Source organism: Paenirhodobacter sp., assembly GCF_041916475.1.
Classification (GTDB): Bacteria; Pseudomonadota; Alphaproteobacteria; order Rhodobacterales; family Rhodobacteraceae; genus Rhodobacter.
Genome location: NZ_JAYRZN010000045.1, coordinates 1 through 22449, shown reverse-complemented (window position 1 = coordinate 22449; position 22449 = coordinate 1). Strand labels below are relative to the sequence as shown.

At 65.9% G+C, this 22449-nt stretch carries 22 protein-coding genes, 1 tRNA gene, 1 other RNA gene, 1 pseudogene and 2 other annotated features; of the genes and pseudogenes, 12 read left to right on the top strand and 13 right to left on the bottom strand.

What is annotated here, in order from left to right; genetic code table 11:
* Together ACOMG5_RS15465 and ACOMG5_RS15460 are read right to left on the bottom strand one after the other, a co-directional pair.
* A pseudogene (locus ACOMG5_RS15465) lies at positions 1 to 512 on the bottom strand (transposase); the annotation flags it as partial.
* Positions 115 to 231 (bottom strand) — a sequence feature (AL1L pseudoknot). (Overlaps the previous pseudogene by 117 nt.)
* Before the next feature lie 1049 nt (positions 513 to 1561).
* Positions 1562 to 1648, bottom strand: a tRNA-Leu gene (locus tag ACOMG5_RS15460).
* A gap of 215 nt (positions 1649 to 1863) precedes the next feature.
* Between ACOMG5_RS15460 and lipB the strand changes: the two genes are divergently transcribed.
* The 3 genes from lipB to ctaD all read left to right on the top strand — a co-directional run bounded on the left by lipB (position 1864) and on the right by ctaD (position 4897).
* On the top strand, positions 1864 to 2592 hold the full coding sequence (gene lipB, locus ACOMG5_RS15455) for a lipoyl(octanoyl) transferase LipB (protein WP_420344691.1): 729 nt from the start codon (positions 1864 to 1866) through the stop codon (positions 2590 to 2592).
* A 24-nt stretch (positions 2593 to 2616) separates the two neighbouring features.
* Positions 2617 to 3024, top strand: a complete 408-nt coding sequence (locus ACOMG5_RS15450; protein WP_420344690.1) for a c-type cytochrome — start codon at positions 2617 to 2619, stop codon at positions 3022 to 3024.
* 205 nt (positions 3025 to 3229) lie between these two features.
* On the top strand, positions 3230 to 4897 hold the full coding sequence (gene ctaD, locus ACOMG5_RS15445; RefSeq protein WP_420344689.1) for a cytochrome c oxidase subunit I: 1668 nt from the start codon (positions 3230 to 3232) through the stop codon (positions 4895 to 4897).
* Positions 4898 to 4989: 92 nt separating this feature from the next.
* Here ctaD and ACOMG5_RS15440 read toward each other — a convergent pair whose 3' ends face one another.
* The 5 genes from ACOMG5_RS15440 to ACOMG5_RS15420 all read right to left on the bottom strand — a co-directional run bounded on the left by ACOMG5_RS15440 (position 4990) and on the right by ACOMG5_RS15420 (position 11079).
* Positions 4990 to 5730 (bottom strand): outer membrane protein, encoded by a 741-nt coding sequence (locus ACOMG5_RS15440; RefSeq protein WP_420344688.1) that lies wholly within the window; start codon positions 5728 to 5730, stop codon positions 4990 to 4992.
* Between the two features lie 116 nt (positions 5731 to 5846).
* Complete coding sequence (locus ACOMG5_RS15435; protein WP_420344687.1) at positions 5847 to 8333, bottom strand: DUF3772 domain-containing protein; 2487 nt, start codon at positions 8331 to 8333, stop codon at positions 5847 to 5849.
* Positions 8330 to 9361, bottom strand: a complete 1032-nt coding sequence (locus ACOMG5_RS15430) for a cysteine synthase A (RefSeq protein WP_420344686.1) — start codon at positions 9359 to 9361, stop codon at positions 8330 to 8332. The genes ACOMG5_RS15435 and ACOMG5_RS15430 overlap by 4 nt, the downstream gene beginning before the upstream one ends.
* A gap of 54 nt (positions 9362 to 9415) precedes the next feature.
* A complete protein-coding gene (locus ACOMG5_RS15425; protein WP_420344685.1) occupies positions 9416 to 10558 on the bottom strand; it encodes an NUDIX domain-containing protein in 1143 nt (380 codons plus the stop codon).
* A 32-nt stretch (positions 10559 to 10590) separates the two neighbouring features.
* Complete coding sequence (locus ACOMG5_RS15420) at positions 10591 to 11079, bottom strand: TrgA family protein (RefSeq protein WP_420344684.1); 489 nt, start codon at positions 11077 to 11079, stop codon at positions 10591 to 10593.
* A gap of 253 nt (positions 11080 to 11332) precedes the next feature.
* Between ACOMG5_RS15420 and ACOMG5_RS15415 the strand changes: the two genes are divergently transcribed.
* A complete protein-coding gene (locus ACOMG5_RS15415) occupies positions 11333 to 12382 on the top strand; it encodes an ABC transporter substrate-binding protein (protein WP_420344683.1) in 1050 nt (349 codons plus the stop codon).
* 114 nt (positions 12383 to 12496) lie between these two features.
* Positions 12497 to 12843, top strand: a transfer-messenger RNA (tmRNA) gene (gene ssrA, locus ACOMG5_RS15410).
* Between the two features lie 9 nt (positions 12844 to 12852).
* On the opposite strand, the gene ACOMG5_RS15405 is transcribed toward ssrA, so the two are convergent.
* Positions 12853 to 13266 (bottom strand): YqaA family protein, encoded by a 414-nt coding sequence (locus tag ACOMG5_RS15405; RefSeq protein WP_420344682.1) that lies wholly within the window; start codon positions 13264 to 13266, stop codon positions 12853 to 12855.
* A 100-nt stretch (positions 13267 to 13366) separates the two neighbouring features.
* Here ACOMG5_RS15405 and ACOMG5_RS15400 point away from each other — a divergent pair, with 100 nt between their 5' ends.
* Positions 13367 to 13825, top strand: coding sequence for an SspB family protein (locus ACOMG5_RS15400; protein WP_420344681.1), 459 nt, complete (start codon positions 13367 to 13369; stop codon positions 13823 to 13825).
* A gap of 112 nt (positions 13826 to 13937) precedes the next feature.
* Positions 13938 to 15332: a class II fumarate hydratase gene (gene fumC / locus ACOMG5_RS15395; RefSeq protein WP_420344680.1), complete on the top strand. Its 1395-nt coding sequence runs from the start codon at positions 13938 to 13940 to the stop codon at positions 15330 to 15332.
* 51 nt (positions 15333 to 15383) lie between these two features.
* Here the strand turns inward: fumC and ACOMG5_RS15390 are convergent, their stop codons facing one another.
* On the bottom strand, positions 15384 to 15827 hold the full coding sequence (locus ACOMG5_RS15390) for a GNAT family N-acetyltransferase (RefSeq protein ID WP_420344679.1): 444 nt from the start codon (positions 15825 to 15827) through the stop codon (positions 15384 to 15386).
* Positions 15828 to 15924: 97 nt separating this feature from the next.
* Between ACOMG5_RS15390 and ACOMG5_RS15385 the strand changes: the two genes are divergently transcribed.
* From ACOMG5_RS15385 to ACOMG5_RS15375, 3 genes are read left to right on the top strand one after another with little or no spacing between them, the layout of a single operon-like run.
* Positions 15925 to 17085 (top strand): cytochrome P450, encoded by a 1161-nt coding sequence (locus ACOMG5_RS15385; RefSeq protein ID WP_420344678.1) that lies wholly within the window; start codon positions 15925 to 15927, stop codon positions 17083 to 17085.
* 18 nt (positions 17086 to 17103) lie between these two features.
* Positions 17104 to 17286, top strand: coding sequence for a DUF4169 family protein (locus ACOMG5_RS15380; RefSeq protein ID WP_420344677.1), 183 nt, complete (start codon positions 17104 to 17106; stop codon positions 17284 to 17286).
* Positions 17283 to 17501, top strand: a complete 219-nt coding sequence (locus ACOMG5_RS15375) for a ribbon-helix-helix domain-containing protein (RefSeq protein WP_420344676.1) — start codon at positions 17283 to 17285, stop codon at positions 17499 to 17501. The genes ACOMG5_RS15380 and ACOMG5_RS15375 overlap by 4 nt, the downstream gene beginning before the upstream one ends.
* Here ACOMG5_RS15375 and ACOMG5_RS15370 read toward each other — a convergent pair.
* From ACOMG5_RS15370 to ACOMG5_RS15360, 3 genes are all read right to left on the bottom strand, one after another.
* The gene (locus tag ACOMG5_RS15370; RefSeq protein WP_420344675.1) at positions 17483 to 18304 is read right to left on the bottom strand and encodes a lysophospholipid acyltransferase family protein; all 822 of its coding nucleotides are present in this window, start codon (positions 18302 to 18304) and stop codon (positions 17483 to 17485) included. The two genes, ACOMG5_RS15375 and ACOMG5_RS15370, sit on opposite strands and share 19 nt — an antisense overlap.
* On the bottom strand, positions 18301 to 19083 hold the full coding sequence (locus ACOMG5_RS15365) for a GNAT family N-acetyltransferase (protein ID WP_420344674.1): 783 nt from the start codon (positions 19081 to 19083) through the stop codon (positions 18301 to 18303). Before ACOMG5_RS15365 ends, ACOMG5_RS15370 begins: the two co-directional genes overlap by 4 nt.
* A gap of 143 nt (positions 19084 to 19226) precedes the next feature.
* Positions 19227 to 19406, bottom strand: a complete 180-nt coding sequence (locus tag ACOMG5_RS15360; protein ID WP_420344673.1) for a DUF3553 domain-containing protein — start codon at positions 19404 to 19406, stop codon at positions 19227 to 19229.
* Positions 19407 to 19431: 25 nt separating this feature from the next.
* On the opposite strand from ACOMG5_RS15360, the gene ACOMG5_RS15355 reads away from it, so the two are divergent.
* Together ACOMG5_RS15355 and ACOMG5_RS15350 are read left to right on the top strand one after the other, a co-directional pair.
* Positions 19432 to 20043 carry a histidine phosphotransferase family protein gene (locus ACOMG5_RS15355; RefSeq protein WP_420344672.1) on the top strand — a complete coding sequence of 204 codons (612 nt, stop codon included), beginning with the start codon at positions 19432 to 19434 and terminating at the stop codon, positions 20041 to 20043.
* Positions 20044 to 20104: 61 nt separating this feature from the next.
* Positions 20105 to 20160: a sequence feature (sul1 is cis-regulatory element that is thought to sense ions involved in sulfur or methionine metabolism; They are found in Alphaproteobacteria), on the top strand.
* Positions 20161 to 20176: 16 nt separating this feature from the next.
* Complete coding sequence (locus ACOMG5_RS15350; RefSeq protein ID WP_420344671.1) at positions 20177 to 21586, top strand: SulP family inorganic anion transporter; 1410 nt, start codon at positions 20177 to 20179, stop codon at positions 21584 to 21586.
* 516 nt (positions 21587 to 22102) lie between these two features.
* Here ACOMG5_RS15350 and ACOMG5_RS15345 read toward each other — a convergent pair.
* A complete protein-coding gene (locus ACOMG5_RS15345) occupies positions 22103 to 22264 on the bottom strand; it encodes a hypothetical protein (RefSeq protein ID WP_420344670.1) in 162 nt (53 codons plus the stop codon).
* Positions 22265 to 22449 lie beyond the last annotated feature (185 nt).

Genomic DNA, 22449 nt, shown 5'->3' with positions numbered 1-22449 from the left:
ATAGTTCTCTTCAAAGACCCGCAGGATCTCGGGACGCAGCGCATCGTCACGGCGGGCCCGGTCGGACTGCCGCGCCGGATCGGCACGCTTCGCCAGATGGCTGTAGTAGGTGGAAGGGGCGATCGGCAGCACGCCACAGATCGGCTCGACCCCATGCATCCCTCGATGCGCATCGATGAATGACACCATCACTTCGAGCGGCGGTCGAGCTCCGCCAGCGCAAAATACGCGCTCGCCTTGCGCAGGATCTCATTGGCTTGCCGCAGTTCGCGGTTCTCGCGCTCCAGGGCCTTCAGCTTCGCGGCCATATCGGTCGAGACGCCCGCACGCCGGCCGCTGTCGACCTCGGCCTTCTTGACCCAATCGTTCAGCGTGTTGGCCGAACAGCCGATCTTCGCGGCAATCGACACAATGGCCTGCCAGCGCGACCCATGCGGACCCTCGCCGTCGAGAACCATCCGCACCGCACGCTCGCGGACTTCAGGGGAAAACTTGTTCGTCGTCTTGCTCATGATGCTCCATCCTACTCAAGAGTTGGAGCCTCCGGCAAACCCGGCGCGGTTCAAAATTCGCGAGTATTCCACTCCTGATGCGAATGCTCTCACAATGGGTCGAATAGGCGCATGGTCAGAGTCACATCCATTATGGTCAGGAAGCTAAAGGGTATCGCGTTCCAACCATCAGCGGCGGATAGATTCGGACGGCATTGCAGCGCCAAACCTCGCACCAGAGCGCAAGATGCTGACGCCGACTGTTGCCCACGGAGGCAAGACGTATCTCCGCTGAAAGATACATGATCTCAGCTCCATTGCTGCAAGAATGGGGTACAGGCCGCGCATCCTGAACCTCGATCCCTGTATCGTCCTGGATGAATGCGAAGCTGACCTCGCAGGCGTGCCGATCGCAATTTGTCGCGTTGCGGCCGCTCCCCCCGTTTCATGACGATCCATGCTCACCCCGGGCGTCTCCCGCACGACATCCTTAACCCCGACAGAGGCAATCACGTTTGAGCAGCGGCCCAACGACTGGCTTCACCCGCCAATATTTGCGACCGCTTGACGGCGTCACCAGTGTCCTGAGGCCGCCCTGAAAATGAAAAACTGTGGCGGGCGCCGCACGAGGGCATCGGGTAATCAGCCGGACGGTCGCATCATCCTGCATCCTGGCAAGCGGCGGCTTTGCGCGGCGCCCCGCCATAGCGGCAGGGGGTGATCGTCGCCGTCCGGGGCAGAAGACAACAGCGGCGGCTGCATCGCAGGCATTGGCGGCCCAGCGATCAAACTGGAATCAGCCCAATCCGGCCATCCCCACACCTGCCGCGATGACGGGAATAGGTTGCGGAGAGTGAAAAGCGCGTCGCCCGAAGCCCGGCCAAAGCCCGCCGCGCGAACGCGCCGTTTTGTCCGAAGCATGGCCTCTGGGTTGCCCCCGAACGCATTCACGCGCCTATCGCGGTTTCCAGCGCATATGCCTTCCACGACGCCCTTCGCGCGCCACGGCACAGGCCGGAAAACCAAAAACCCCTGAGAGCAAAACAGCGTTTTGTTCTCAGGGGTTTTTATGGTGCGGTCGAGAAGACTCGAACTTCCACGGGAGTTACCCCACAGCGACCTCAACGCTGCGCGTCTACCAATTCCGCCACGACCGCATATCTTGGCTTGGTGAGCCGCGATGTAGCCGAGCCCATCGGGAATGAAAAGGGGATTCTTGCGTTGCGAATGATTTTCCTTTGCCGGCCTGCGCATGGCCAATTCCGCCGCCCCGGGGCGGCAATCGCGCTTGAGGCGGCGGGCGAGTTTGCGTAACGCATCAGACAGCCGCCCATGCCCGGATCCGCACCGGGCCAGCACAGGAGCCGCCGCCATGGTCGAATGGATTCACTCCGATGCGCCCGTCCGCTACGAGGACGCGATAGCCTTCATGGAGGCCCGCGCCGCGGCCATCGCCGCAGGCACGGAGGGTGAGGCGATCTGGCTGCTGGAGCACCCGCCCCTCTATACCGCGGGCACCTCGGCGCGCCCGGAGGATCTGGTCTCCCCCGATCGCTTTCCCGTCTATCAGACCCGTCGCGGCGGGCAGTACACCTACCACGGCCCCGGGCAGCGGGTGATCTATGTGATGCTGGATCTGAACCGCCGCGGGCGCGACGTGCGCCGCTTCGTGAGCCTGGTCGAACGCTGGGTCATTGCCGCGCTGGCCGAATTCAACGTGCGCGGCGAAATTCGCGAAGGCCGCGTCGGGGTCTGGGTCACGCGGCCGGAAAAGCCGCGCGATGCCACCGGCGCCCCGGCCGAAGACAAGATCGCCGCGATCGGCATCAAGCTGCGCCATTGGGTCAGCTACCACGGCATCTCGATCAATGTGGAGCCGGAGCTGAGCCATTTCGACGGGATCGTGCCCTGCGGGATTCGCGATCACGGCGTGACCAGCCTCGTCGATCTCGGGCTGCCCGTCACGATGGCGGATCTGGATGCCGCGCTGCATAGGACATTCGTCTCGGTTTTCGGCGAATCCGCGGATGGCGCGGCAGAAATCGGTAACGCGCATTTCAGCGGCATGTTAGACAGGGCCGGAGCCGACCAGAACGGCTAGGACGACACTTCCAGGGAAACAGCGATGAAGATCAGCCTCTTTGCCACTCTTGCCGCCGCGCTCGTGCTCGCCACGCCCTCGCTCGCCGGGGATGCCGAAGCCGGCGCCAAAGTCTTTTCGAAGTGCAAGGCCTGCCACTCGATCGTGGCGGACGACGGCACGGCCATCCAGAAGGGCGGCAAGGTCGGCCCGAACCTTTATGGCGTGGTTGGCCGCGCGGCCGGATCGGTCGAAGGCTTCAAATACGGCGACGGACTCCTGAAGGCGAAGGAATCGGGCCTGGTCTGGACCGAGGCGCTCATCGCCGAATACGTGCAGGATCCGACGGCGTTCATCGACACCCACGGTGGCGAAGGCAAATCCATGATGACGTTCAAGCTGCCGAAGGGCGGCGAGGATGTCGCCGCCTACCTCGCCTCCGTCAAACCCTGATCGCCTCACCCGTAGGCGCTATATGAGGCCCGGCACCGCCGGGCCTTTTTGCTGCACCCCGGTCCGCTGCGGCGGCAAATGTCCCTGCCCCTGCGCGAAGTCATTGCCCGAACGGAAATTCTTGCCTAGGCTGGGGCATCGGCGCGGGCTTGGGAGGGCGCGCACCGTTGCACAGGCGCTGCAGCAATGGCGAAGGGAGGTCGGCATGGCAGACGCGGCCGTTCACGGCGACGCGCATGAGACGCGCGGGTTTTTCACCCGCTGGCTCATGTCCACCAATCACAAGGACATCGGAATTCTCTACCTGTTCACCGCGGCGGCGGTGGGGCTGATCTCGGTCGGCTTCACCGTCTACATGCGGCTCGAGCTGATGAACCCCGGCGTACAATACATGTGCCAGGAGGGCGCGCGGCTGATTGCCGGCGATGCGCCCTGCACGCCGGACGGGCATCTGTGGAACGTCATGATCACCTATCACGGCGTGCTGATGATGTTCTTCGTGGTGATCCCGGCGCTGTTCGGGGGCTTCGGCAACTATTTCCTGCCGCTGCATATCGGCGCGCCGGACATGGCGTTCCCGCGGATGAACAACCTCAGCTACTGGCTCTATGTGGCGGGGGTGGGCCTCGGCATCGCCTCTCTGTTCGCTCCGGGCGGCGGTGGCGGCCATGGCGCGGGCGTGGGCTGGGTGCTCTATCCGCCGCTGTCCACCTCGGAGGGCGGCTATGCGATGGATCTCGCGATCTTCGCCGTGCACGTCTCGGGCGCCTCGTCCATCCTCGGTGCGATCAACATCATCACCACCTTCCTCAACATGCGCGCCCCGGGCATGACCATGCACAAGGTGCCGCTCTTCGCTTGGTCGGTCTTCGTCACAGCCTGGCTGATCCTGCTCAGCCTGCCGGTGCTCGCAGGGGCCATCACCATGCTGCTGATGGACCGCAATTTCGGCACCTCGTTCTTCCAGCCCGCGGGCGGGGGCGACCCGATCCTCTATCAGCACATCTTGTGGTTCTTCGGCCATCCGGAGGTCTATATCATCATCCTGCCGGGCTTCGGCATCATCAGCCATGTCATCGCCACCTTCTCGAAGAAGCCGATCTTCGGCTATCTGCCGATGGTCTATGCGATGGTGGCCATCGGCGTGCTGGGCTTCGTCGTCTGGGCGCACCACATGTATACGGTCGGCCTTTCGCTCACCCAGCAGAGCTACTTCATGATGGCGACGATGGTGATCGCCGTGCCTACCGGGGTGAAGGTGTTCAGCTGGATCGCCACCATGTGGGGCGGCTCGATCGAGTTCAAAACGCCGATGCTTTGGGCCTTCGGCTTCCTGTTCCTCTTCACCATCGGCGGCGTCACCGGCGTGGTGCTGAGCCAGGCGCCGCTGGACCGGGTCTATCACGACACCTATTATGTCGTGGCGCATTTCCACTATGTGATGAGCCTCGGCGCAGTGTTTGCAATCTTCGCCGGGATCTACTTCTGGATCGGCAAGATGTCGGGGCGGCAATACCCCGAATGGGCGGGCAAGCTGCATTTCTGGATGATGTTCATCGGCTCGAACATGATCTTCTTCCCGCAGCATTTCCTCGGCCGCCAGGGCATGCCGCGGCGTTATATCGACTATCCCGAGGCCTTCGCCTTCTGGAACAAGATCTCCTCGATCGGCGCCTTCATCAGCTTCGCCTCGTTCCTGTTCTTCATCGGGGTGATGTTCTACACCCTGTTCGCGGGGCGGCGCGTCACCCAGGCGAACTACTGGAACGAATATGCCGATACCCTGGAATGGACCCTGCCCTCGCCGCCGCCCGAACATACGTTCGAGCAGCTGCCCAAACGCGAGGACTGGGACCACGCGCAGGCGCATTGACCAGCCCGGGCCGCCCTGCGCGGCCCGGCTAGCCCCAAAGCAGAACGGCCGCCGGAAATCCGGCGGCCGTTCTGCTGTAGCTTCATGGGCGGTCAGAAGTTGAAATTGACCCCGACCCGCACCTTGCTGAATTTCGGCGTCGCCTCGGTAGACATGCCCGCGCTGCCATCGAGCGTTTCCTTGCCGAAATTCGCATATTCATATTCGCCGGTGAGCGAGAGGCTCTCCGTCAGCCGCCGCTCGATGCCGAGGCCAAGCAGGTAGCCCGTGCGCGAGAAGCTGTCATCCACCGCCCAGCCAGCGCCGCTGCTCACATCATAGTCGAATTTCGCCTGCGCGACGCCAGCCATGCCATAGATCAGGGTCTGGTCGTTCAGCAGGTAGCCGCTCTTGAGCCGGAGCGCCGCCATGTATTTCAGCTTGGTCTCGCCCGACAGCGGATCGCCCGCGAAATCCGTCCCGAAAGAATCCGAGATATCGCCGCCCTCTATCGAAAGCTCGGGGCCGAAGACCCAGCGATCGGCCTGCCAGCGGTAGCCGCCGCGCAGCGCGCCATCGAAGCCATTGAGCTTGAGGTTCTCGCCGGTGGACGCGACCGGCCCACCGTTTTCAGAAAGGCCAACCCGGTCATCCGCCCCGAAGGCATAGCCAAGCGCGACACCGGCATAGCCGCCGCTCCAGTCCACCACAGGCGCAGCCGCCACCACCGGAGCCGCGACCGGCGCCTCCACCGGGGTCGCGCCATAGCCGCCCGCACAGACCGCCGTCGCACCGATCAGCGCCGGAAGGGAAAGGATCGCGAATTGTGCGGCCTTGCGCATGAGACTCACCATGAAGCACGGAGCGGAAGCTCCTGTTTCTCAAGAAATACCTCCAGCCCCGTTTTCATTCAATTCGTTTCCAAATCGGCGCCGGGATTGGCAGGCACTGTTGCGAAAGAGGCACCGGCTCAGCGGCGTTCCTTGTCTTCTTCCTCTTCGCCGTCGTTGTCCGACATCATCACCGGCGCGGGCGCCGCAGCGGGCTCCGGCTGCACCTCGGCCTCCGCCGGGGCGGCCTCAGGCTGAGGGGCCCGCAAAGCCGTGGCCAGCGTCTCCGGATTGCGCAGCCAGACGTCGCGCTGCGCGAAAGGGATCTCGATGCCCTCCTTTGCAAAGCGCTCCAGGATCTGGTGGTTCAGCTCGGTGCGGACCGAGCCGCCGAAGTTCACATCGGCCAGAATCACCCGCAGCTCGAAGTTCAGGCTGTCGGCGCCCATATCTGTGAACAGCACGACCGGCCCCGGCGCCATCATCACCAGCGGATGGCCCTCGCCGATTTCCTTCAGCAGCTCGACGACCCGGCGGGTATCCGTGCCATAGGCCACGCCGACCTTGATGATCACCCGGCCGTTCTTGTTCGTCCGGGTCATGTTGGTGACGGAGCCCGCAATCAGCGAGGCGTTCGGGATCACCACCTCGGAGCGGTCGAACGTCTCGATCCGCGTCGCGCGCACCGAAATCGCCTTCACGATCCCCTGCTGCCCGCCAACCTCGATCCAGTCGCCCTCGGAAATCGGCCGCTCGACCAGCAAGATGATGCCCGACACGAAGTTCTGCACGATGGTCTGCAGGCCGAAACCGACGCCGACGGACAGCGCACCTGCGACGATGGCGAGCGAGCTGAGGTTGATCCCGGCGATGGAGATCGCCAGCAGCGCCGCCAGGAAAATCCCGACATAGCCCGCCCCGGCCACGATGGCATTCTGGCCACCGAGGTCGAGCGTGGTCTTCGGCAGGATCGTGCTGCGCAGCGCGCCCTGCAACAGCCGGGTGATGGTGTAGCCGATGGCGAAAATCACCACGAAGGTCAGGAAAATCCCGGGCGAGATTTTCACTCCGCCAACCTGGAAGCCGGTCAGGAACTGCAGCCACATATCGGCCAGCTGCTCTGGGCGCATCCCCCAGATCAGCGCCGCGAGCGGCATTGCGCAAAGCGTCAGCGCGAAGCCGATCAGCACCGGCACCAGCGCCTCGCTGCGGTGATCGTCGTTGCGGGTCAGAACGAAGTAGAATTCCGCGAAATAGTTCTGCAGCACCGCCATCAGCGCGATCAGCGCCAGCGTCAGCACCGTCGGCCAGACCAGCGCATTGGCCGCGGCGACATAGCCCACCAGCGCCAGGATGGAGCCCAGCACCCCCATCACGATCACCGCATTGGCGACCCACCGCATGAGGTTGTGGCGGAACAATGCGTCGTCCGTTTCGGATTGAAGCTTGCGCAGCTGGCGCCGGATCAGCTGCCCGAGCCGGAACAGCGCCACTCCGCCGAACAGGATCAGCAGCGTCTGTGTCACTGAAATCGCAGCCTCGGCATGGGCCGCAATCTCCTGCGCCTTGTCGGCTGCGATCCGCCCGGCGCCGCCGAGGTAATCCTCCGCCCGCGGCGTGATCCAGTTGATCAGCATGGAATGCAGGATCAGCGCGATGCTCAGCATCGTCACATGGAACCGCCCCTCGGCGCCGCCGTCGGGCGTGAAGCCAAGCGCACTGCGATCCGCTTCGCTCAGCGGGAAGATGCGGTTGCCGAGCCACCACATCGCGAAGGAGAGGAACACGACCCCCGGCAGCATCTCGAACAGCTGCGTCATGATCGGTCCGAACAGCGTCGTGAGCTTCAGCGCCTGCGTCAGCAGCATGGCCCCCGCCACCGGCAGCAGCACCTGCCCCAGCGACACGAACCCGGTGACGAGATCGCTGCCGCGCAGGGCGAATTTGCCCATCGCCGCGCGGGCCAGCGCCATCATCCAGCGGCTGCCGCGCAGCATCAGCACCGCCGAGACCGCCACCAGCGCCGCGATCAGCGGCAGGTTGTTGCGCAGATTGTTGAAATTGGCGGGCTGGCTCAGGCGCCAGTGGGTCTCGTCATAGATCCAGCGGCTCATCCAGTAGAGCATCTGCCCGGCATCGGACCAGTTCAGCGGATTGAGCGCCGTGGGCGAGGTGCGCAGGAGCTTGTCGGCCTGGCGTTCGCGCTGCAGCTTGTCGATGCTGCGCACCACGCCATCGGCGCGGCTGGCGGCCTCGGTCGCGGCAATCACGGGCGCCTGCAGCTTCGCAAGCGCATCGTTCAGCTCCGCGCGGCGCTGCGCGATGGCCGGGTCCTCGCTCGCCCCTTCGGCAGGCGGGTCGCCAAGCGCCGCAATCTGGCCTTTCAGCGTCTCGATCGCATCGCCATTGGCGCCCTGCGCATCGGTGAAGCTGGTCCGCCATTTGACCATCTCGGCGCGCAGCTGCACCAGCTGGTCATCGGTCACATTACTGTCGCCCACGGTCTTCTCGGCCGCGGCCGCAGCCTTGCCCCAGGCATCGTAATCAGGCCCTTGCGGCTCCTGCGCCGTGGCGGGGATCGCCAGCAGCAGCAGGATGCAGCACAGCCGCAGGAACGGCCGGATCATCCCTCAAACACCTCCGGCACCGCGCGCGGGGCGCGGTCGAGCCATTCCGGGACCGGCAGGCCGCGGGGCTTCAGGAAATCGGGGTTGAACAGCTTCGATTGGTAGCGCGTGCCATAGTCGCACAGGATGGTGACGATGGTGTGCCCCGGCCCCATTTCGCGCGCCATATGCATGGCCCCCGCGATATTGATGCCCGAGGAGCCGCCCACGCAAAGCCCCTCCTCCGCAAGCAGATCGAACACCACCGGCAGCGCTTCGCCGTCGTGGATGTTGAAGCTCATATCCGGGGTGAAGCCTTCGAGGTTCTTGGTGATGCGGCCCTGGCCGATGCCTTCGGTGATCGAGCTGCCCTCGGCCTTCAGCGCGCCGGTGGCGTAATAATTGTGGATCGCGGAGCCGTCGGGATCGGCGAGCCCGATCTTCACACCTTTCGGCTGCAGCGCGATGCCGGTGCCTGCGAAAGTGCCGCCCGAGCCCACCGAACAGATGAACCCATCGACCTTGCCGCCGGTCTGCGCCCAGATCTCGGGGCCGGTGGTTTCGATATGGGCGTCGCGGTTCGCGGTATTGTCGAACTGGTTCGCCCAGATCACGCCGTTCGGGTCGGTCTTGGCGAGCTCAGTGGCCAGCCGTTCGGAATAGCGCACATAGTTGTTCGGGTTCGAGTAGGGCGCCGCCGGCACCTGCACCAACTCCGCCCCCGCGAGCCGGATCATGTCCTTCTTTTCCTGGGACTGGGTTTCCGGGATCACGATCACGGTGCGGAAGCCCATCGAAGCCCCCACCAGCGCGAGGCCGATGCCGGTGTTGCCCGCCGTCCCCTCGACGATGGTGCCGCCCGGCTTCAGCTGACCCTTCGCGATCGCATCGCGGATGATGAAGAGCGCCGCGCGGTCCTTCACGGACTGGCCGGGGTTCATGAACTCCGCCTTGCCCAGGATCTCGCAGCCCGTCAGCTCGGAGGCCTTGCGAAGACGGATCAGAGGCGTGTTGCCGACCGCATCGGCCAGATCCTTGCGAATGTCCATGGTGCGCTCCTTCATCCAGACTTGCGCCACAGTTAGGCCGCCAGCGGCCGGGACTCAAGCCCCGCCCTGCGCCTCTGCCCGCAGCCGCGCGCGATGCCGCTGCAGCCACAGCGCCAGCACCACCAGCGGCGCGTTGTCAATCTCGCCGCTGTCGAGCAGAGCCATCATCCGCTCGAAGGGCATCAGATGCGGGCGGATGTCCTCGCCCTCCTCTTCCAGCCCGCCGGGGCGCGCGGCATCGTCATGCAGATCGGCGATGCCGATATAGGTATAGAGGTATTCGCTCTTTGCCCCGGGCGAGGGGTAGTAATTCGCGGCGGGGATCAGCCGGCTGAGCGTAAGCCCCGCCTCCTCGCCCGCCTCGCGCAGGCAGGTTTCCTCCGGCGTTTCGCCGCCATCGACGAGCCCCGCCACCGCCTCCAGCTGCCAGGGATTGGCATCGCCCCGCGCCAGCGGCCCGGCGCGGAACTGCTCGATCAGCAGGACCCGGTCGCGCAGCGGATCATAGGGCAGCACCACCGCCGCATCCGAGGAGACGAAGGTCGCCCGCTCGATCGGTCCTATCATCGCGCCGCCGAAGCCGCGATGGCGCAGGGTGTAATCCTCGACCGCGAAGAATTTGGCATAACCCGTGGACATGGCATCGATGGCCACATCCCCCGGCCCGGGCGCGAAGCGCTGCGTGGCCGGGCCCGGCCTGCGCGCGCGCAGCCGCGCCGCTGCCCGCGCCAGGATCCGCGGATAGCGCATCGAGGCCCGGTCCTGCGGCAGGAGGCCCATCAGCGCCATATATTCGGCTGCCGCCTCCGTGGCCGTGGCGCCCCATCGCGCCTGCCAGGCCGCGAAATCCCAGGCAGCACCCGGCCGCAGCCGCGCCGGATCCGGCAGATAGGCCCGCGCAGCCATCGCAGCGCCCGCGGCATCCATGACCGTCACCGTCTCCGGGTGGAACCCGGCCTCGTAATAATCGAGCCGCGCGGCCTCGGGGGCATCGATGCGCGCGAGCACGCCCGGAACCGAACTGCCCGGCGCGGGCACGATCACCGGGAAGCTCAGCTCCGCCCCCTGCGCATCCAGCGCTGTGCGCACCGCGTGATCCGGCAGTGAAGCCATGGTCAGCTCGGCCTCCCGCCCCAGCACATTGGCCAGCAGCGGGGGATGGCACAGCGTGCCGTAAAAGAAATGAAACGCGCTCAATGTCCTGCCCGGTTATCGCCTTGCCCGGACCTTCAGCGCCAGCGGCGCGCGGTCCATTCGGCGAGGATAGCCGAAAGCACGCCGCCCAGAAAGAGCGTGACGATCACATCGGGGCGCGCGACCGGCACCGCAAGCTCCACCGCCAGCCGCGCCACGTCTGTCAGGGCCATCAGCGGATCGCGGTAGCGCCCGTAGACCGCGCGGAACAGCATCGCCTGCACCCCGCCATAGGCCAGAATCCAGACCCCGAGATAGAGCGCCGCGCGGATCCCGCGCAGTGCCGCCGCAACTCGCCCCTCGCCCGAGACATCGGCCGCCGTGCGCCAGCCGATCCAGGCCCCGCCCCCGAGCGCCATCGGCAGGAGCAGCACGCCGCGGGCCTCGAACAGAAGATGCGGCACCATCAACGACAGGGTGAAGAAGGCCGTGAGCAAAAGCGCCGCCCCGCCCACGATCCGTGCGGGGCCGGTGGGCTCGATGCGCCCCCCCCGTTGCGTGACCCGTGGTGACAGGATCGACATGATGCTCCTCCAAGGCAGCCCACCGCGCAGGCACGGAGATTATGCGCGAATTGTGGCATGAATGAGGACATTTCAACGGCGATCAACCCATTGAACAGTATGCCAACTTTCGGCATCTGCCAGTCGCTTGTGCAGCCGGGGCGAAAGCCTGCCGGAAATGCCGCCTCGCGGCGACAAAGCGCTTGTCGCCCGAAGCGCGGGCGACTAGCGTCACGGCTGGAGCCTTCCTCAACAACAGGATCACGTTGTGAAAATGACGAAAACAGCCCTCTTCCTGGCCGGTGTCGCGGCCTTTGCCTTTACCGCGCCGGTGCGCGCGGCCGACAAGGACCTGCTGGTGTTCGACTGGGCCGGCTTCGAGGTTCCCGGACTGTACGAGGCCTATCAACAGAAATACGGCGACGGCCCGACCTATTCCTTCTACGGCGACGATGACGAGGCCTATCAGAAGCTCGCCTCCGGCTTCAAGGCGGATGTGGCGCACCCCTGCTCGCAGATGGTCTCGAAATACCGCGATGCCGGCCTGATCGAGCCCTGGGACATTTCCAAGATCCCGGCCTATGCCGACATCGACTCGAGCTTCAAGAATTCCAAGATCTTCGCCGACGATAGCGGCGTGTGGTACCTGCCGACCGACTGGGGCGTGACCGCGATCGCCTACAACCCGGAGCAGGTCCCGGCCGAGGACGTGAAGACGCTGCAGGTCTTCGTGAACCCGAAGTATCAGGGCCGCACCTCGCTGCCGAATTCCTCGGACGACGTCTGGGCGCTGGCCTATCTGGCGACCGGCGTGACCGACTGGACCAATGTGACCGAGGAGCAGTTCCAGGCCGCCGCCGCCTGGCTGCGCGAGGCGCACAAGAACGTGCAGTCCTACTGGGCCGACCCGTCGGCGCAGGCACAGGTGATGGCCTCGGGCGAGGTGCTGATCGCCTGGTCGTGGAACGACGGCGTGAACTATGTCCGCCAGGACGGCTATCCAATCGCCTTCGAGCGCGAGCCGAAGGAAGGCTCCTCCACCTGGTTCTGCGGCATGGTGAACCTGAAGAACGGCCCCGGATCGGAAGAGAAGGCCTATGATTTTGTGAATTCCTGGCTGCGCCCGGAAGCGGCGCCGGCGCTGGTCGATGCCATCGGCTACGGCCATTCCACGGCGAAGGGCATGGCGCTGGTTCCGGAGGAGACGAAGCTGGAAGCGGGCCTCGGCCCGATCAACGCGCCGATCCTCGCGCAGGTCCCGAACGATCCGCAGCTGCGCGAGCGCCAGCTGGCCGAATTCGAAAAGATCAAGGCCGGGTTCTGACCTGGCCACGGCAGGGGCGCCATGCGGCGCCCCATCGCCCTCCTCCCGGCACCTTCGCCTCCGGGCGCTTTCGCCGCTCGGCGCCCGCTCCAAGCCCGGATCCCAGATCCGCGACCCGTTGACATGCGCCGCCCGTCGACTATGTATGGGATGTTCCTCGGAACTATGGACATAAACGGGGATCATAATAGCTTTTCTGGACTCGGCTGCGAAGCCGACACCTCCACCAAATTCCCTCATTGGGGGCCTGCGGGGGTGAAATAGGATCGACAGGGAGCGAAAAGGTCTTTCTTTGTCCCGGTGAGCTACCACCGTTATCGGTGCAAGCATGATAGTTGCCAATGACAACCGTGCTCCGGTGGCGCTGGCTGCGTAAGCAGTTCGCAAAACCAAAACTTAAGTCCTGAGGCTTAGCCGCTTCAGGCGGGGCCCGCAGGAGCCTGGCAACAGAATCCTGCACCTTCCCCCCCTCACAGAACCATCGCCGCTAGCAGGGCATAGCGCCCGCCCTTGGCGAGCGTCACCAGCAGCACGAACAGCCACAGCGGCGTGCGCAATACGCCCGCAGCCACCGTGAGCGGATCGCCGATCACTGGCACCCAGGAGGCGAGCAGGCTCCACAGCCCATAGCGCGCGTACCAGCCCGTCGCGCGCGCCAGGGCCGCGGGCTTCACCGGGAACCAGCGCTGGCCCGCGAAGCGCGCCACACCGCGCCCGAGCCCCCAGTTCACCACCGAGCCCAGCACATTGCCCGCCGTCGCCACCACGACCGGCAGCCAGGCCGGCCAGTCCCCGCGCAGCAGCACGCCCACGAGCAGCAGTTCGGATTGCGCCGGCAGCAGCGTCGCCGCGGCAAAGGCCGCCAGGAACAACCCACTCAGCATGTTACGCCTCCCTGTGCGACCCGCCGGGGGCGCCCGGCCGCACCCCCTTCCCTTGCGCCACGAATCTCCTATGCTGGGCGAAACGGCAAGGGACGCTCTCATGACGCGCAGCATCGACTACGGCAACCTCATGCATCGGGCGATGCGCGGCCTGATCCAGACCGTGCTGACCGATGTATCGCAGAACGGTCTGCCCGGGTCGCACCATTTCTTCATCACCTTCTCCACGCTGCATCCCGAAGTGCAGATGGCGGACTGGCTGCATGAACGCTACCCCGAAGAAATGACGATCGTGATCCAGCATTGGTTCGAAAACCTGAACGTCGATCCGCAGGGTTTCTCGATCACGCTCAATTTCGGCAATTCGCCGGAGCCGCTCTATATCCCGTTCGATGCGGTCCATACCTTCGTGGACCCTTCTGTCGAATTCGGCCTGCGCTTCGAGACGCAGGAATTCGACGACGATGACGAGGAAGATGACGACGACGAGCCGCCGCCCGAGGACAAGCCGCGCGGCGAGGCCGAAGTCGTCAGCCTGGACAAGTTCCGCAAGACCTGAAGGCCGCAAAACCCAGGCATGCGCCAGTATACCGCCGCATGCCGATTGCATTCGCCCCCCCGACGCCGTAGAACCGCCCAGACTTCCACAGCGTGTTTTACGGAGGCCCCCGATGACCGCGACCCGCACCGAGACCGACAGCTTCGGTCCGCTCGAAGTTCCTGCCGACAAGTACTGGGGCGCGCAGACGCAGCGCTCCATCATCAACTTCCCGATCGGCTGGGAGAAACAGCCCGTTCCGATCATCCGCGCGCTCGGCACCATCAAGAAGGCCGCCGCGATCGTGAACGAAGCGCAGGGCGACCTCGCGCCCGAGCTTTCGAAGGCGATCCAGGACGCCGCGCAGGAAGTGATCGACGGCAAGTTCGACGACAACTTCCCCCTGGTAGTGTGGCAGACGGGCTCCGGCACGCAATCCAACATGAACGCGAACGAGGTGATCTCGAACCGCGCGATCGAAATCCTCGGCGGCGTGAAGGGCTCGAAAAAGCCCGTGCACCCGAACGACCACGTCAACATGGGCCAGTCGTCGAACGACACCTTCCCGACCGCGATGCACGTCGCGATCGGCACCCATAGCCGCGACGTGCTGATCCCCGGGCTGGAGAAGCTGTCGAAGGCGCTCTGGGCCAAGGTCGAGGAATTCAAGGACATCATCAAGATCGGCCGCACCCATACCCAGGATGCGACGCCGCTGACGCTGGGCCAGGAATTCTCGGGCTACGCCACTCAGGTGGACCGCGGCATCGAGCGGGTGAAGCTCGCGCTGCCCCATATCTACGAGCTGGCGCAGGGCGGCACGGCCGTCGGCACCGGGCTGAACACCCGCAAGGGCTATGACGCCAAGGTCGCGGCCGAGATCGCCAAGATCACCGGCCTGCCCTTCATCACCGCGCCGAACAAGTTCGAGGCGCTGGCCGCGCATGACGCGATGGTGTTCTATTCGGGGGCGCTCAAGACCATTGCCGCCTCGCTGTTCAAGATCGCGAACGACCTGCGCCTGCTCGGCTCCGGCCCGCGCTCGGGTCTGGGCGAGCTGATCCTGCCGGAAAACGAGCCCGGCTCCTCGATCATGCCGGGCAAGGTCAACCCGACCCAGGCCGAAGCGCTGACCATGGTCTGCGCCCATGTCATGGGCAATGATGCCGCCATTGGCTTCGCCGGCTCGCAGGGCCATTTCGAGCTCAACGTCTACAACCCGATGATGAGCTACAACGTCCTGCAATCGGTGCAGCTCCTGGGCGATGCCGCAGCCTCCTTTACCGACAACATGGTCGTCGGCACCCAGGCGAACACCGCCCGGATCGACAAGCTGATGAAGGAATCGCTGATGCTGGTCACGGCGCTCGCCCCCACCATCGGCTACGACAACGCCACCAAGGTCGCCAAGACCGCGCACAAGAACGGCACCACCCTGAAGGAAGAGGCGATCGCGCTCGGCTTCGTCGATGCCGACACCTTCGACAGCATCGTCCGCCCCGAGGACATGATCGGCCCGAAGGGCTGATCGGGGCCGAGAGGAAAGGCGTGAAGGGCGGCCCCCGGGCCGCCCTTCTCCTTATGGCTGGATGGAATAGAGAATGAATCCCGTCGCGGGCGCATAGCTGTCATAAAGCGCACGGGCCCCAGAATTGCCTTCCTGCGTCAGCCAGCGCACCGAGGCGTAGCCCCGCTCCCGCGCAAAAGCGCGCACATGTTCGATCAGCGCCCGCCCGACGCCCAGCCCGCGCGCATCGGGCACCGTGAACAAATCCGAGAGATAGACCGTCATCGCCCCGGAGAGCGAGCGATGCATCAGCGAATATTGCACGAGGCCCACCGCGCGGCCGGCCTCGTCCCGCGCAATCACCGCCCAGTAGGGCTCTTCCGGATCCAGGATCCATCCCCAGACCGTCGCCTCCGCCGCCCCCGCATCGGTGGCATAAAAGGCCGCATAGCCGCGAAACAGCGCCTCCCAATCGGCGTGGTCCCCCGGCCGGACCGGATGCAGCGTCACAGGCATGAAGATCTCCTTGCATGTTTTCTGCAAGAAAGCAGATCGCCCTATACCGCACAATCCCCCGCTTGCAAATTCCGCCGCGCCGCGCTTCACAAGGCGGATGATACGCCTCAGCCAATCCCCGCTCGACCCCGCCTTCATACAAAACCCCTACCCGTTCTACGACCGCATCCGAAGCGCGGGCGATATCGTCTTCTGGGAGGACTACGGCCTGCCGGTCTCGGCCAGCGCGGCCGTCGTCTCCGCGGCCTTCCGCGACCGCCGCCTCGGCCGCGAGGCCCCACCCGAACATGCCCCGGCCATCCCCGCGCATCTGCAGCCGTTCTATGCAGTAGAAGCGCATTCGATGCTGGAGCTGGAGGCCCCGCGCCACACCCGCCTGCGCCGGCTCGTGCTGCGCGCCTTCACTACGAACCGGATCGCCACGCTCGGCCCCGAAATCGCCACCCTGGCCCATGCGCTGATCGACGCCATGAGCCCTGGCTGCGACCTGATCGAGAGCTTCGCCAAGCCGATCCCGGTGATCGTCATCGCCCGCCTGCTGGGCGTGCCCGAGGAGCGCGCCCCCGACCTGCTGGCCTGGTCGAACGCGATGGTCGGCATGTATCAGGCCCGGCGCACCCGCGCGATGGAAGAGGCCGCCGTCACTGCGACGGAGGCCTTCGTGGCCTTCATCGACGGCTATGCCGAAGAGCGCCGCCGCCGCCCCGGCAACGACCTCATCACCGAGCTGCTGGCCGCCGAGGAGGCGGGCGACCGGCTCAGCCGCGCCGAGCTGATCACCACCTGCATCCTGCTTCTGAACGCCGGGCACGAAGCCACCGTGCATACAATCGGCAATGGCGTGCGCGCCCTGATCGAAACCGGAACCCGCGCGATCACCCCCGAGGCGGTGGAGGAGGTGCTGCGCCACGACCCGCCGCTGCACATGTTCACCCGCTGGGTCTATGAGGACATGGAGCTCGGCGGGCAACACTTCGGGCGCGGCGACCGGATCGGGCTTTTGCTCGCGGGCGCGAACCGCGATCCCTCCGTCTGGGCCGATCCGCACCGCTTCGACCCCACCCGCCCGGCGCAAACGAATTTCAGTTTCGGCGCCGGGGCGCATTTCTGCATCGGTGCGCCGCTCGCCCGGCTGGAGCTGATGACCGCCCTGCCGGTGCTGTTTGCCCGAATTCCGGGCATAAGGCTCGCCGAAGCCCCCCGATATGCGGATCTGCACCACTTCCACGGCCTCGAGACGCTAGCCGTGACATGGTAAATATGAGAGGATTGCTCCATGGGTGATGTGACGAGTTTGAACCGTTTTCGCAAGCAGAAGGCTCGGGCGCAGGCGCGCAGCGAGGCCGATGCCAATGCGGTAAAATTCGGCCGGACACGCGCCCAGAGGGAGCGCGAAGACGCCGATGCGGAGAAGGCGCGCACCGCGCTGGACGCGCATCGCCGCGACGATGGCCCGTGACCCGGCCGCAGAAACATTCGCTGACAATCGGAGGGCACCGCACCTCCGTTTCCCTTGAGCCGGATTTCTGGAACGGCCTGCGCGAGATCGCCGCGCTGCGCGATCAGGGCATCAATGCGCTGGTCACGGAAATAGACGCAACACGCCAGCCCGATACCGGCCTTGCCACGGCGATCCGGCTGTTCGTTTTCCGGCACTACCGCGACAGAAGCTGATCCACGCCCGCACGCACCGCCGCCTCGCAGGCCGCCGCCAGGGCCTTGCGCGAGGGATAATCCTGCACCCGCAGTGGCGCATGGAAGCGCAGCTCCACCGTGCCCCCGGGCCAGGCCAGCACCTGCGCCAGATGCGGCCCGAAGCCCATATCCCCCCACCAGCCATAGAACCGCGGGTCCGCGCCGCGCGGCGCATGATAAAGGATGCTGACCGGCTGCAGCCACATCGCCGCGGCCAGCCCGTCGGTGAAGAAGGCCTGGAACAGGGTCGATTTGAACGGCAGCACCCGGCGCCCGTCGCTGGAGGTGCCCTCGGGGAAGAATACCAGCCGCTGGCCCGCGCGTATCCGGTCCTCGATCGCGCGCTGCTGCGCCTGCGCCTCGCGCGGGTCGCGGCGGATGAAGAGCGTGCCCGCCGCCCGCGCCAGCACCCCGATCCCGGGCCAGTGCGCCACCTCGGCCTTGGACACGAACTGCACCGGCACGCAGGCGTTCAGCGCAAAAATATCGAGCCAGGAGGCATGGTTCGCCACCAGCGCCCCGGGATGGCGCATCGGCGCGCCCGCCCGGCGCAGGCGCAGCCCCAGCACCGGCACCACCAGCGCCATCACCACCCGCGCGACCCGGCCCGTCCAGGGCCTGCGCAGCCCGTAGCGCATCCGCTCGGGCACGCGCAGCAGCACCACGAGCAGAAGCCCGGCGCCCAGAAGCGCGATCGCCGCAGCGCCGCGCAGCAGCACCCGCACCCGCCGCCAGCCCACCGGCCGCGGCGCGGGGGGCGGCTCGCCATACCAGGTGCTCACGATTTCGCCTCGAACCGGCGCGCGTAGAAATCGCGGTACTTGTCCGACATCGCCGTGGTGTCCATCAGCAGCAGCACATCGGTGGTGTTGAACACATGGTCCACATAGGCGCCATCGCCCACGAAACCGCCCAGCCGCAGATAGGCCTTGATCAGGTTCGGCATGCCCTGCAGCGCCGCGCGCCGGTCCAGCGCCGCGAGCGGTACCAGGTCCATCGGCTGGAAATGATCCGGCAGCGCCTTCGGGCGCAGCTCCGGCGGCGCCAGATGGTGATGGTGCAGCCAGGCGAGCGGCATCCGCAGCGCCTCCACATCGGTGCCGTGAAAGGAGGCCACGCCGAACAGAATCTCGATCCCGCGCGCCAGCACATAATCCGCCAGCGCATTCCACAGCAGAAGCATCCCCGCCCCGCCCCGGTGATCGGGCGCCACGCAGGAGCGGCCAAGCTCCAGCAGCTTGCGCCCCGAGCGGCGCAGCGGCGTCAGATCGTATTCGGAATCGCAATAATACCGGCCAAGCGCCTCCGCCTTCTCCGAGGTCAGCAGCCGGTAGGCACCGACGACATAATGGTCTCCGCCGGCGCGGCTGGTATCGACCAGGATCAGGTGATCGCAGACCGCGTCGAATTCATCGGCCTCGAGCCGCGCCGCATGGTCCACCATCGGCCCGTCGCCGCCGAGTTCCTCGACGAAGACCCGATACCGCAACCGTTGCGCCGCTCTCAGATCGCGCGGATCGCGCGCCAGCCTGACTTCCAGGCAATGTGTCTCCGGCGTCATCGTCTCCGCCCATCCTGCCGCCCCTGTTCTATGACACTCGGGCGGGCGCTGGCAATCTCATGTGGCCCTGGCTCGCAAAGCCTTGATTTCCAATTTCATTGCCTCACCGTTTCACATTGGTGAACAATTGCGTTAACCTTTCGTCAATCTTGATCCGGAATAACAAGAAACAGCTGAACCCTTCGACCATCGAGGACCTGCTTGCCAGCATGTTCGAAATTGACCGTAATCCTGTCGCCGATCCGCGACTGAACCTGCCCGATCCCCCAATCGGGCGCGCCGGGGTGGCGCACCAGCATGCCCGGCTCCAGAAATTCGTTCATCCTGCTCCCCTGACTGGAAAGACCCATGCTCGCTGAAACCCATCCGGAAGACGATCTCGTGGCGCTGGTCGGGTCGCGACTCTGTCACGACCTTATCAGCCCTTTGGGCGCGATCGGCAACGGGGTGGAACTCCTGACGATGACCGCCACCACCCTGAGCCCGGAGCTGCAGCTCATCACCGAGAGCGTCGCGGCGGCGAATGCGCGCATCAAGTTCTTCCGCCTGGCCTTCGGGCGCGCGGGCGAGCAGCGGATGGGCCGGCCGGAGGTCTCGGGGCTGATGGCGGAGCTGTCGCAGGGCAGCCGGGTGAAGATCTCATGGGAGGCGGAGGGCGATTACAGCCGCCAGATGGTGAAGATCGCCTGCCTCGCGGTGCTGTGCATCGAGCCCGCGCTCCCGCGCGGCGGCGAGATCGTGGTGCGGCGCGATCCGGCCGACGGGCCCGGCGCCTGGACGGTGCTGGGCACCACCGCGCGGATCCGCGAGGAGCCCGAGCTCTGGGCCAATCTGGACGGCACGCCGAGCCCGGTCAGCCCGGCGCAGGTGCAGTTCGCACTGCTGCCGCGCGAGGCCGCCGCCGCTGGGCTCACGCTCGCCTGGAAAATCGACGATACGACCGCGCAGATCACCTTCTGATCCGGCCGGGTGCATTCGCGGTTGGCATCGCGGCGCGGGGCCGCTATCAAGACGGCACTCGCCCGGACCCGGTGAAACCCCGGGTGGCTATTCCGGCCGCCCATCCGCCGGACCTCTGCAACCCAAGTTTCCCATGAGCAGCACACGGCACTATCTGCGCCAGTGGCGGGAGAACCCTGTCCGGGAGATCCTCGCCGGCGCCGTCGCGACCTTCGCCCTGATCCCCGAAGTCATCGCCTTTTCCTTTACCGCCGGGGTCGATCCGGCGGTGGGGCTCTACGCCTCCTTCGTCATCAGCATCGTCATCGCCCTCTTCGGCGGCCGCCCGGCGATGATCTCGGCCGCGGCGGGCTCGGTGGCGCTGGTGGCAGCGCCCCTCGTGCGCGAACACGGCGTGCAATACCTGTTCGCGGCCGGCATCCTCGCGGGCGGGTTCCAGATTCTGTTCGGCTTCGCGCGCCTCAGCAGCCTGATGCGCTATGTGTCGAATTCGGTGCGCACGGGCTTCGTGAATGCGCTGGCGGTGCTGATCTTCGCCGCGCAGCTGCCCCATATCCTGCATGCGGGTGCGGCGGGCTACGCGGTTCTGGCTGCGGGGCTCGCGATCATCTATCTCGCGCCGCGGCTCACCACCCGGATCCCGGCGCCGCTGATCTGCGTGGTGGTGCTCACCGCCCTGTGCAGCGCCTTTGGCATCGACGTGCCGAAAGTGGCGGATCTCGGGCGGCTGCCCGAGGGCCTGCCTGTGTTCGCGCTGCCCGATGTGCCGCCGGGGCTGGAGCTTCTGAACGTGATCTTCCTGCCCGCGCTGGCCATCGCCATGGTCGGGCTACTGGAATCGCTGATGACGGCGGGCGTGGTCGATGACCAGACCGGCACGCCATCGAATGGCGATGCCGAGGCGCGCGGGCTGGGCCTGGCCAATATCGCGGCGAGCCTCTTTGGCGGCATCGCCGGCTGCGGCATGATCGGCCAGACCGTTTCCAATGTGAAATACGGCGGTCGCGGGCGGCTCTCCACGCTGGCTGCGGGCGGGCTTCTGCTGCTGCTGATGGTGGCGATGAAGGATGTGGTCTCGCAGGTGCCGGTCGCGGCGCTGGTCGCGATCATGGTGATGGTCTCGATCGACACGCTGGACTGGGGTTCGCTGCGCCGCCTGCGCGGCACGCCCGCACTCTCAAATCTGGTGATGCTCGCCACCGTCGCCGTCACCCTCATTAGCCACAACCTGTCGCTCGGCGTGCTGGTGGGCGTGCTGATGAGTGGCGTGTTCTTCGCGGCCAAGGTCGCCGCGATGCAGCATGTCCGGCGCGAGGGCGATACGTATACGGTAGAGGGGCAGCTGTTCTTCGCCTCGGCCGATGCCTTCATCGCGGCCTTCGACCCGATCGACCATGATGGCCCGGTGACCATCGACCTGAGCGCAGCGCAGCTGTGGGACATCACCGCCCTTGCCGCAGTGGAAAAGGTGAAGGACCGCTTCGCCCGGCATGGCCTGCCGGTCACCATCGTGGGCCTGAGCGCGCCGCGCGGGGTCAGCTGACGCCCGGGCCCGCTGCCGGGCCGGGGGCTGATTTTCAGCCGTGACGACAGCCTGTTCACCCGCAGCGTATCAGGCGCGGGTGAACCCGATACGGCGCGTTCCGCGCAGCCCGCCCTGCGTTGCCCGTGCTGGCGGATGAAGGGAGCTGTCAGCGCCGTGAGTGCCCTGGAAGCCGCCCCGCAGCATTTCGGCGCGAGAGCGATGTGCACCCCCCATGGCTCATGAGCGTTTGCAGACAGGTGCCGCAGGATCACGCCACGGGCGCGGCCCCATGCGCAAAGGGGCAACAGAAGGCCCTATGCGGATAAACAGTCCCTGCCCCTCAGCCGCTTCGGAGGGGCGAGGCCCGGCACGGAATCGCGGCGCATATGCCGTCGGGCTTGCTAAATGTTCAGGAGAGGGATGAGAGCCTGACAGGCGGCGCTGCTCTTGCGTCTCGGGCGGGGCGCCGCTGCAAGCGGGCGCCGTCTGTGCCGAAGGCCGGCCTGCGGCCTCCGGCGGGAGGATACTCCGACGTCAGGCCTTCGCCTGCGATTTCGGATCTTCGGCAGGCGCAGGCGCGGCCACAACCTGCGCGACGGGAGCATCGGAGGTTGCGGAGGCCGGAGCCTGGAAAGCGACCGGAACGGCAAACCCGCCCATCGCCACGAAAGTCAGAACGGTGTCCTTCACGCGCATTCTTCTTCTCCTGGGCTTAGAATTCGGGAGTTCATAGCGCCACGGCGGATCTTGAATACAGCCGGAGCTAGCGCTAACGACTGACAATATAGACGCGCATTCCGCAGGTGCAACATGTGTAACCGCCCCTTGCGCAAGGGGTAATTTCAGAGCTGCTTTCCGCGCGTCACCGGGTGCTGACATGT

What these genes read in the sequence shown, in the direction of transcription:
- lipB (WP_420344691.1), top strand. Translation starts at nt 1,864, where the DNA reads ATGGTCGAATGGATTCACTCCGATGCGCCCGTCCGCTACGAGGACGCG.
- ACOMG5_RS15450 (WP_420344690.1), top strand. Translation starts at nt 2,617, where the DNA reads ATGAAGATCAGCCTCTTTGCCACTCTTGCCGCCGCGCTCGTGCTCGCC.
- ctaD (WP_420344689.1), top strand. Translation starts at nt 3,230, where the DNA reads ATGGCAGACGCGGCCGTTCACGGCGACGCGCATGAGACGCGCGGGTTT.
- ACOMG5_RS15440 (WP_420344688.1), bottom strand. Translation starts at nt 5,730, where the DNA reads ATGGTGAGTCTCATGCGCAAGGCCGCACAATTCGCGATCCTTTCCCTT.
- ACOMG5_RS15435 (WP_420344687.1), bottom strand. Translation starts at nt 8,333, where the DNA reads ATGATCCGGCCGTTCCTGCGGCTGTGCTGCATCCTGCTGCTGCTGGCG.
- ACOMG5_RS15430 (WP_420344686.1), bottom strand. Translation starts at nt 9,361, where the DNA reads ATGGACATTCGCAAGGATCTGGCCGATGCGGTCGGCAACACGCCTCTG.
- ACOMG5_RS15420 (WP_420344684.1), bottom strand. Translation starts at nt 11,079, where the DNA reads ATGTCGATCCTGTCACCACGGGTCACGCAACGGGGGGGGCGCATCGAG.
- ACOMG5_RS15415 (WP_420344683.1), top strand. Translation starts at nt 11,333, where the DNA reads ATGACGAAAACAGCCCTCTTCCTGGCCGGTGTCGCGGCCTTTGCCTTT.
- ACOMG5_RS15405 (WP_420344682.1), bottom strand. Translation starts at nt 13,266, where the DNA reads ATGCTGAGTGGGTTGTTCCTGGCGGCCTTTGCCGCGGCGACGCTGCTG.
- ACOMG5_RS15400 (WP_420344681.1), top strand. Translation starts at nt 13,367, where the DNA reads ATGACGCGCAGCATCGACTACGGCAACCTCATGCATCGGGCGATGCGC.
- fumC (WP_420344680.1), top strand. Translation starts at nt 13,938, where the DNA reads ATGACCGCGACCCGCACCGAGACCGACAGCTTCGGTCCGCTCGAAGTT.
- ACOMG5_RS15390 (WP_420344679.1), bottom strand. Translation starts at nt 15,827, where the DNA reads ATGCCTGTGACGCTGCATCCGGTCCGGCCGGGGGACCACGCCGATTGG.
- ACOMG5_RS15385 (WP_420344678.1), top strand. Translation starts at nt 15,925, where the DNA reads ATGATACGCCTCAGCCAATCCCCGCTCGACCCCGCCTTCATACAAAAC.
- ACOMG5_RS15380 (WP_420344677.1), top strand. Translation starts at nt 17,104, where the DNA reads ATGGGTGATGTGACGAGTTTGAACCGTTTTCGCAAGCAGAAGGCTCGG.
- ACOMG5_RS15365 (WP_420344674.1), bottom strand. Translation starts at nt 19,083, where the DNA reads ATGACGCCGGAGACACATTGCCTGGAAGTCAGGCTGGCGCGCGATCCG.
- ACOMG5_RS15360 (WP_420344673.1), bottom strand. Translation starts at nt 19,406, where the DNA reads ATGAACGAATTTCTGGAGCCGGGCATGCTGGTGCGCCACCCCGGCGCG.
- ACOMG5_RS15355 (WP_420344672.1), top strand. Translation starts at nt 19,432, where the DNA reads ATGCTCGCTGAAACCCATCCGGAAGACGATCTCGTGGCGCTGGTCGGG.
- ACOMG5_RS15350 (WP_420344671.1), top strand. Translation starts at nt 20,177, where the DNA reads ATGAGCAGCACACGGCACTATCTGCGCCAGTGGCGGGAGAACCCTGTC.
- ACOMG5_RS15345 (WP_420344670.1), bottom strand. Translation starts at nt 22,264, where the DNA reads ATGCGCGTGAAGGACACCGTTCTGACTTTCGTGGCGATGGGCGGGTTT.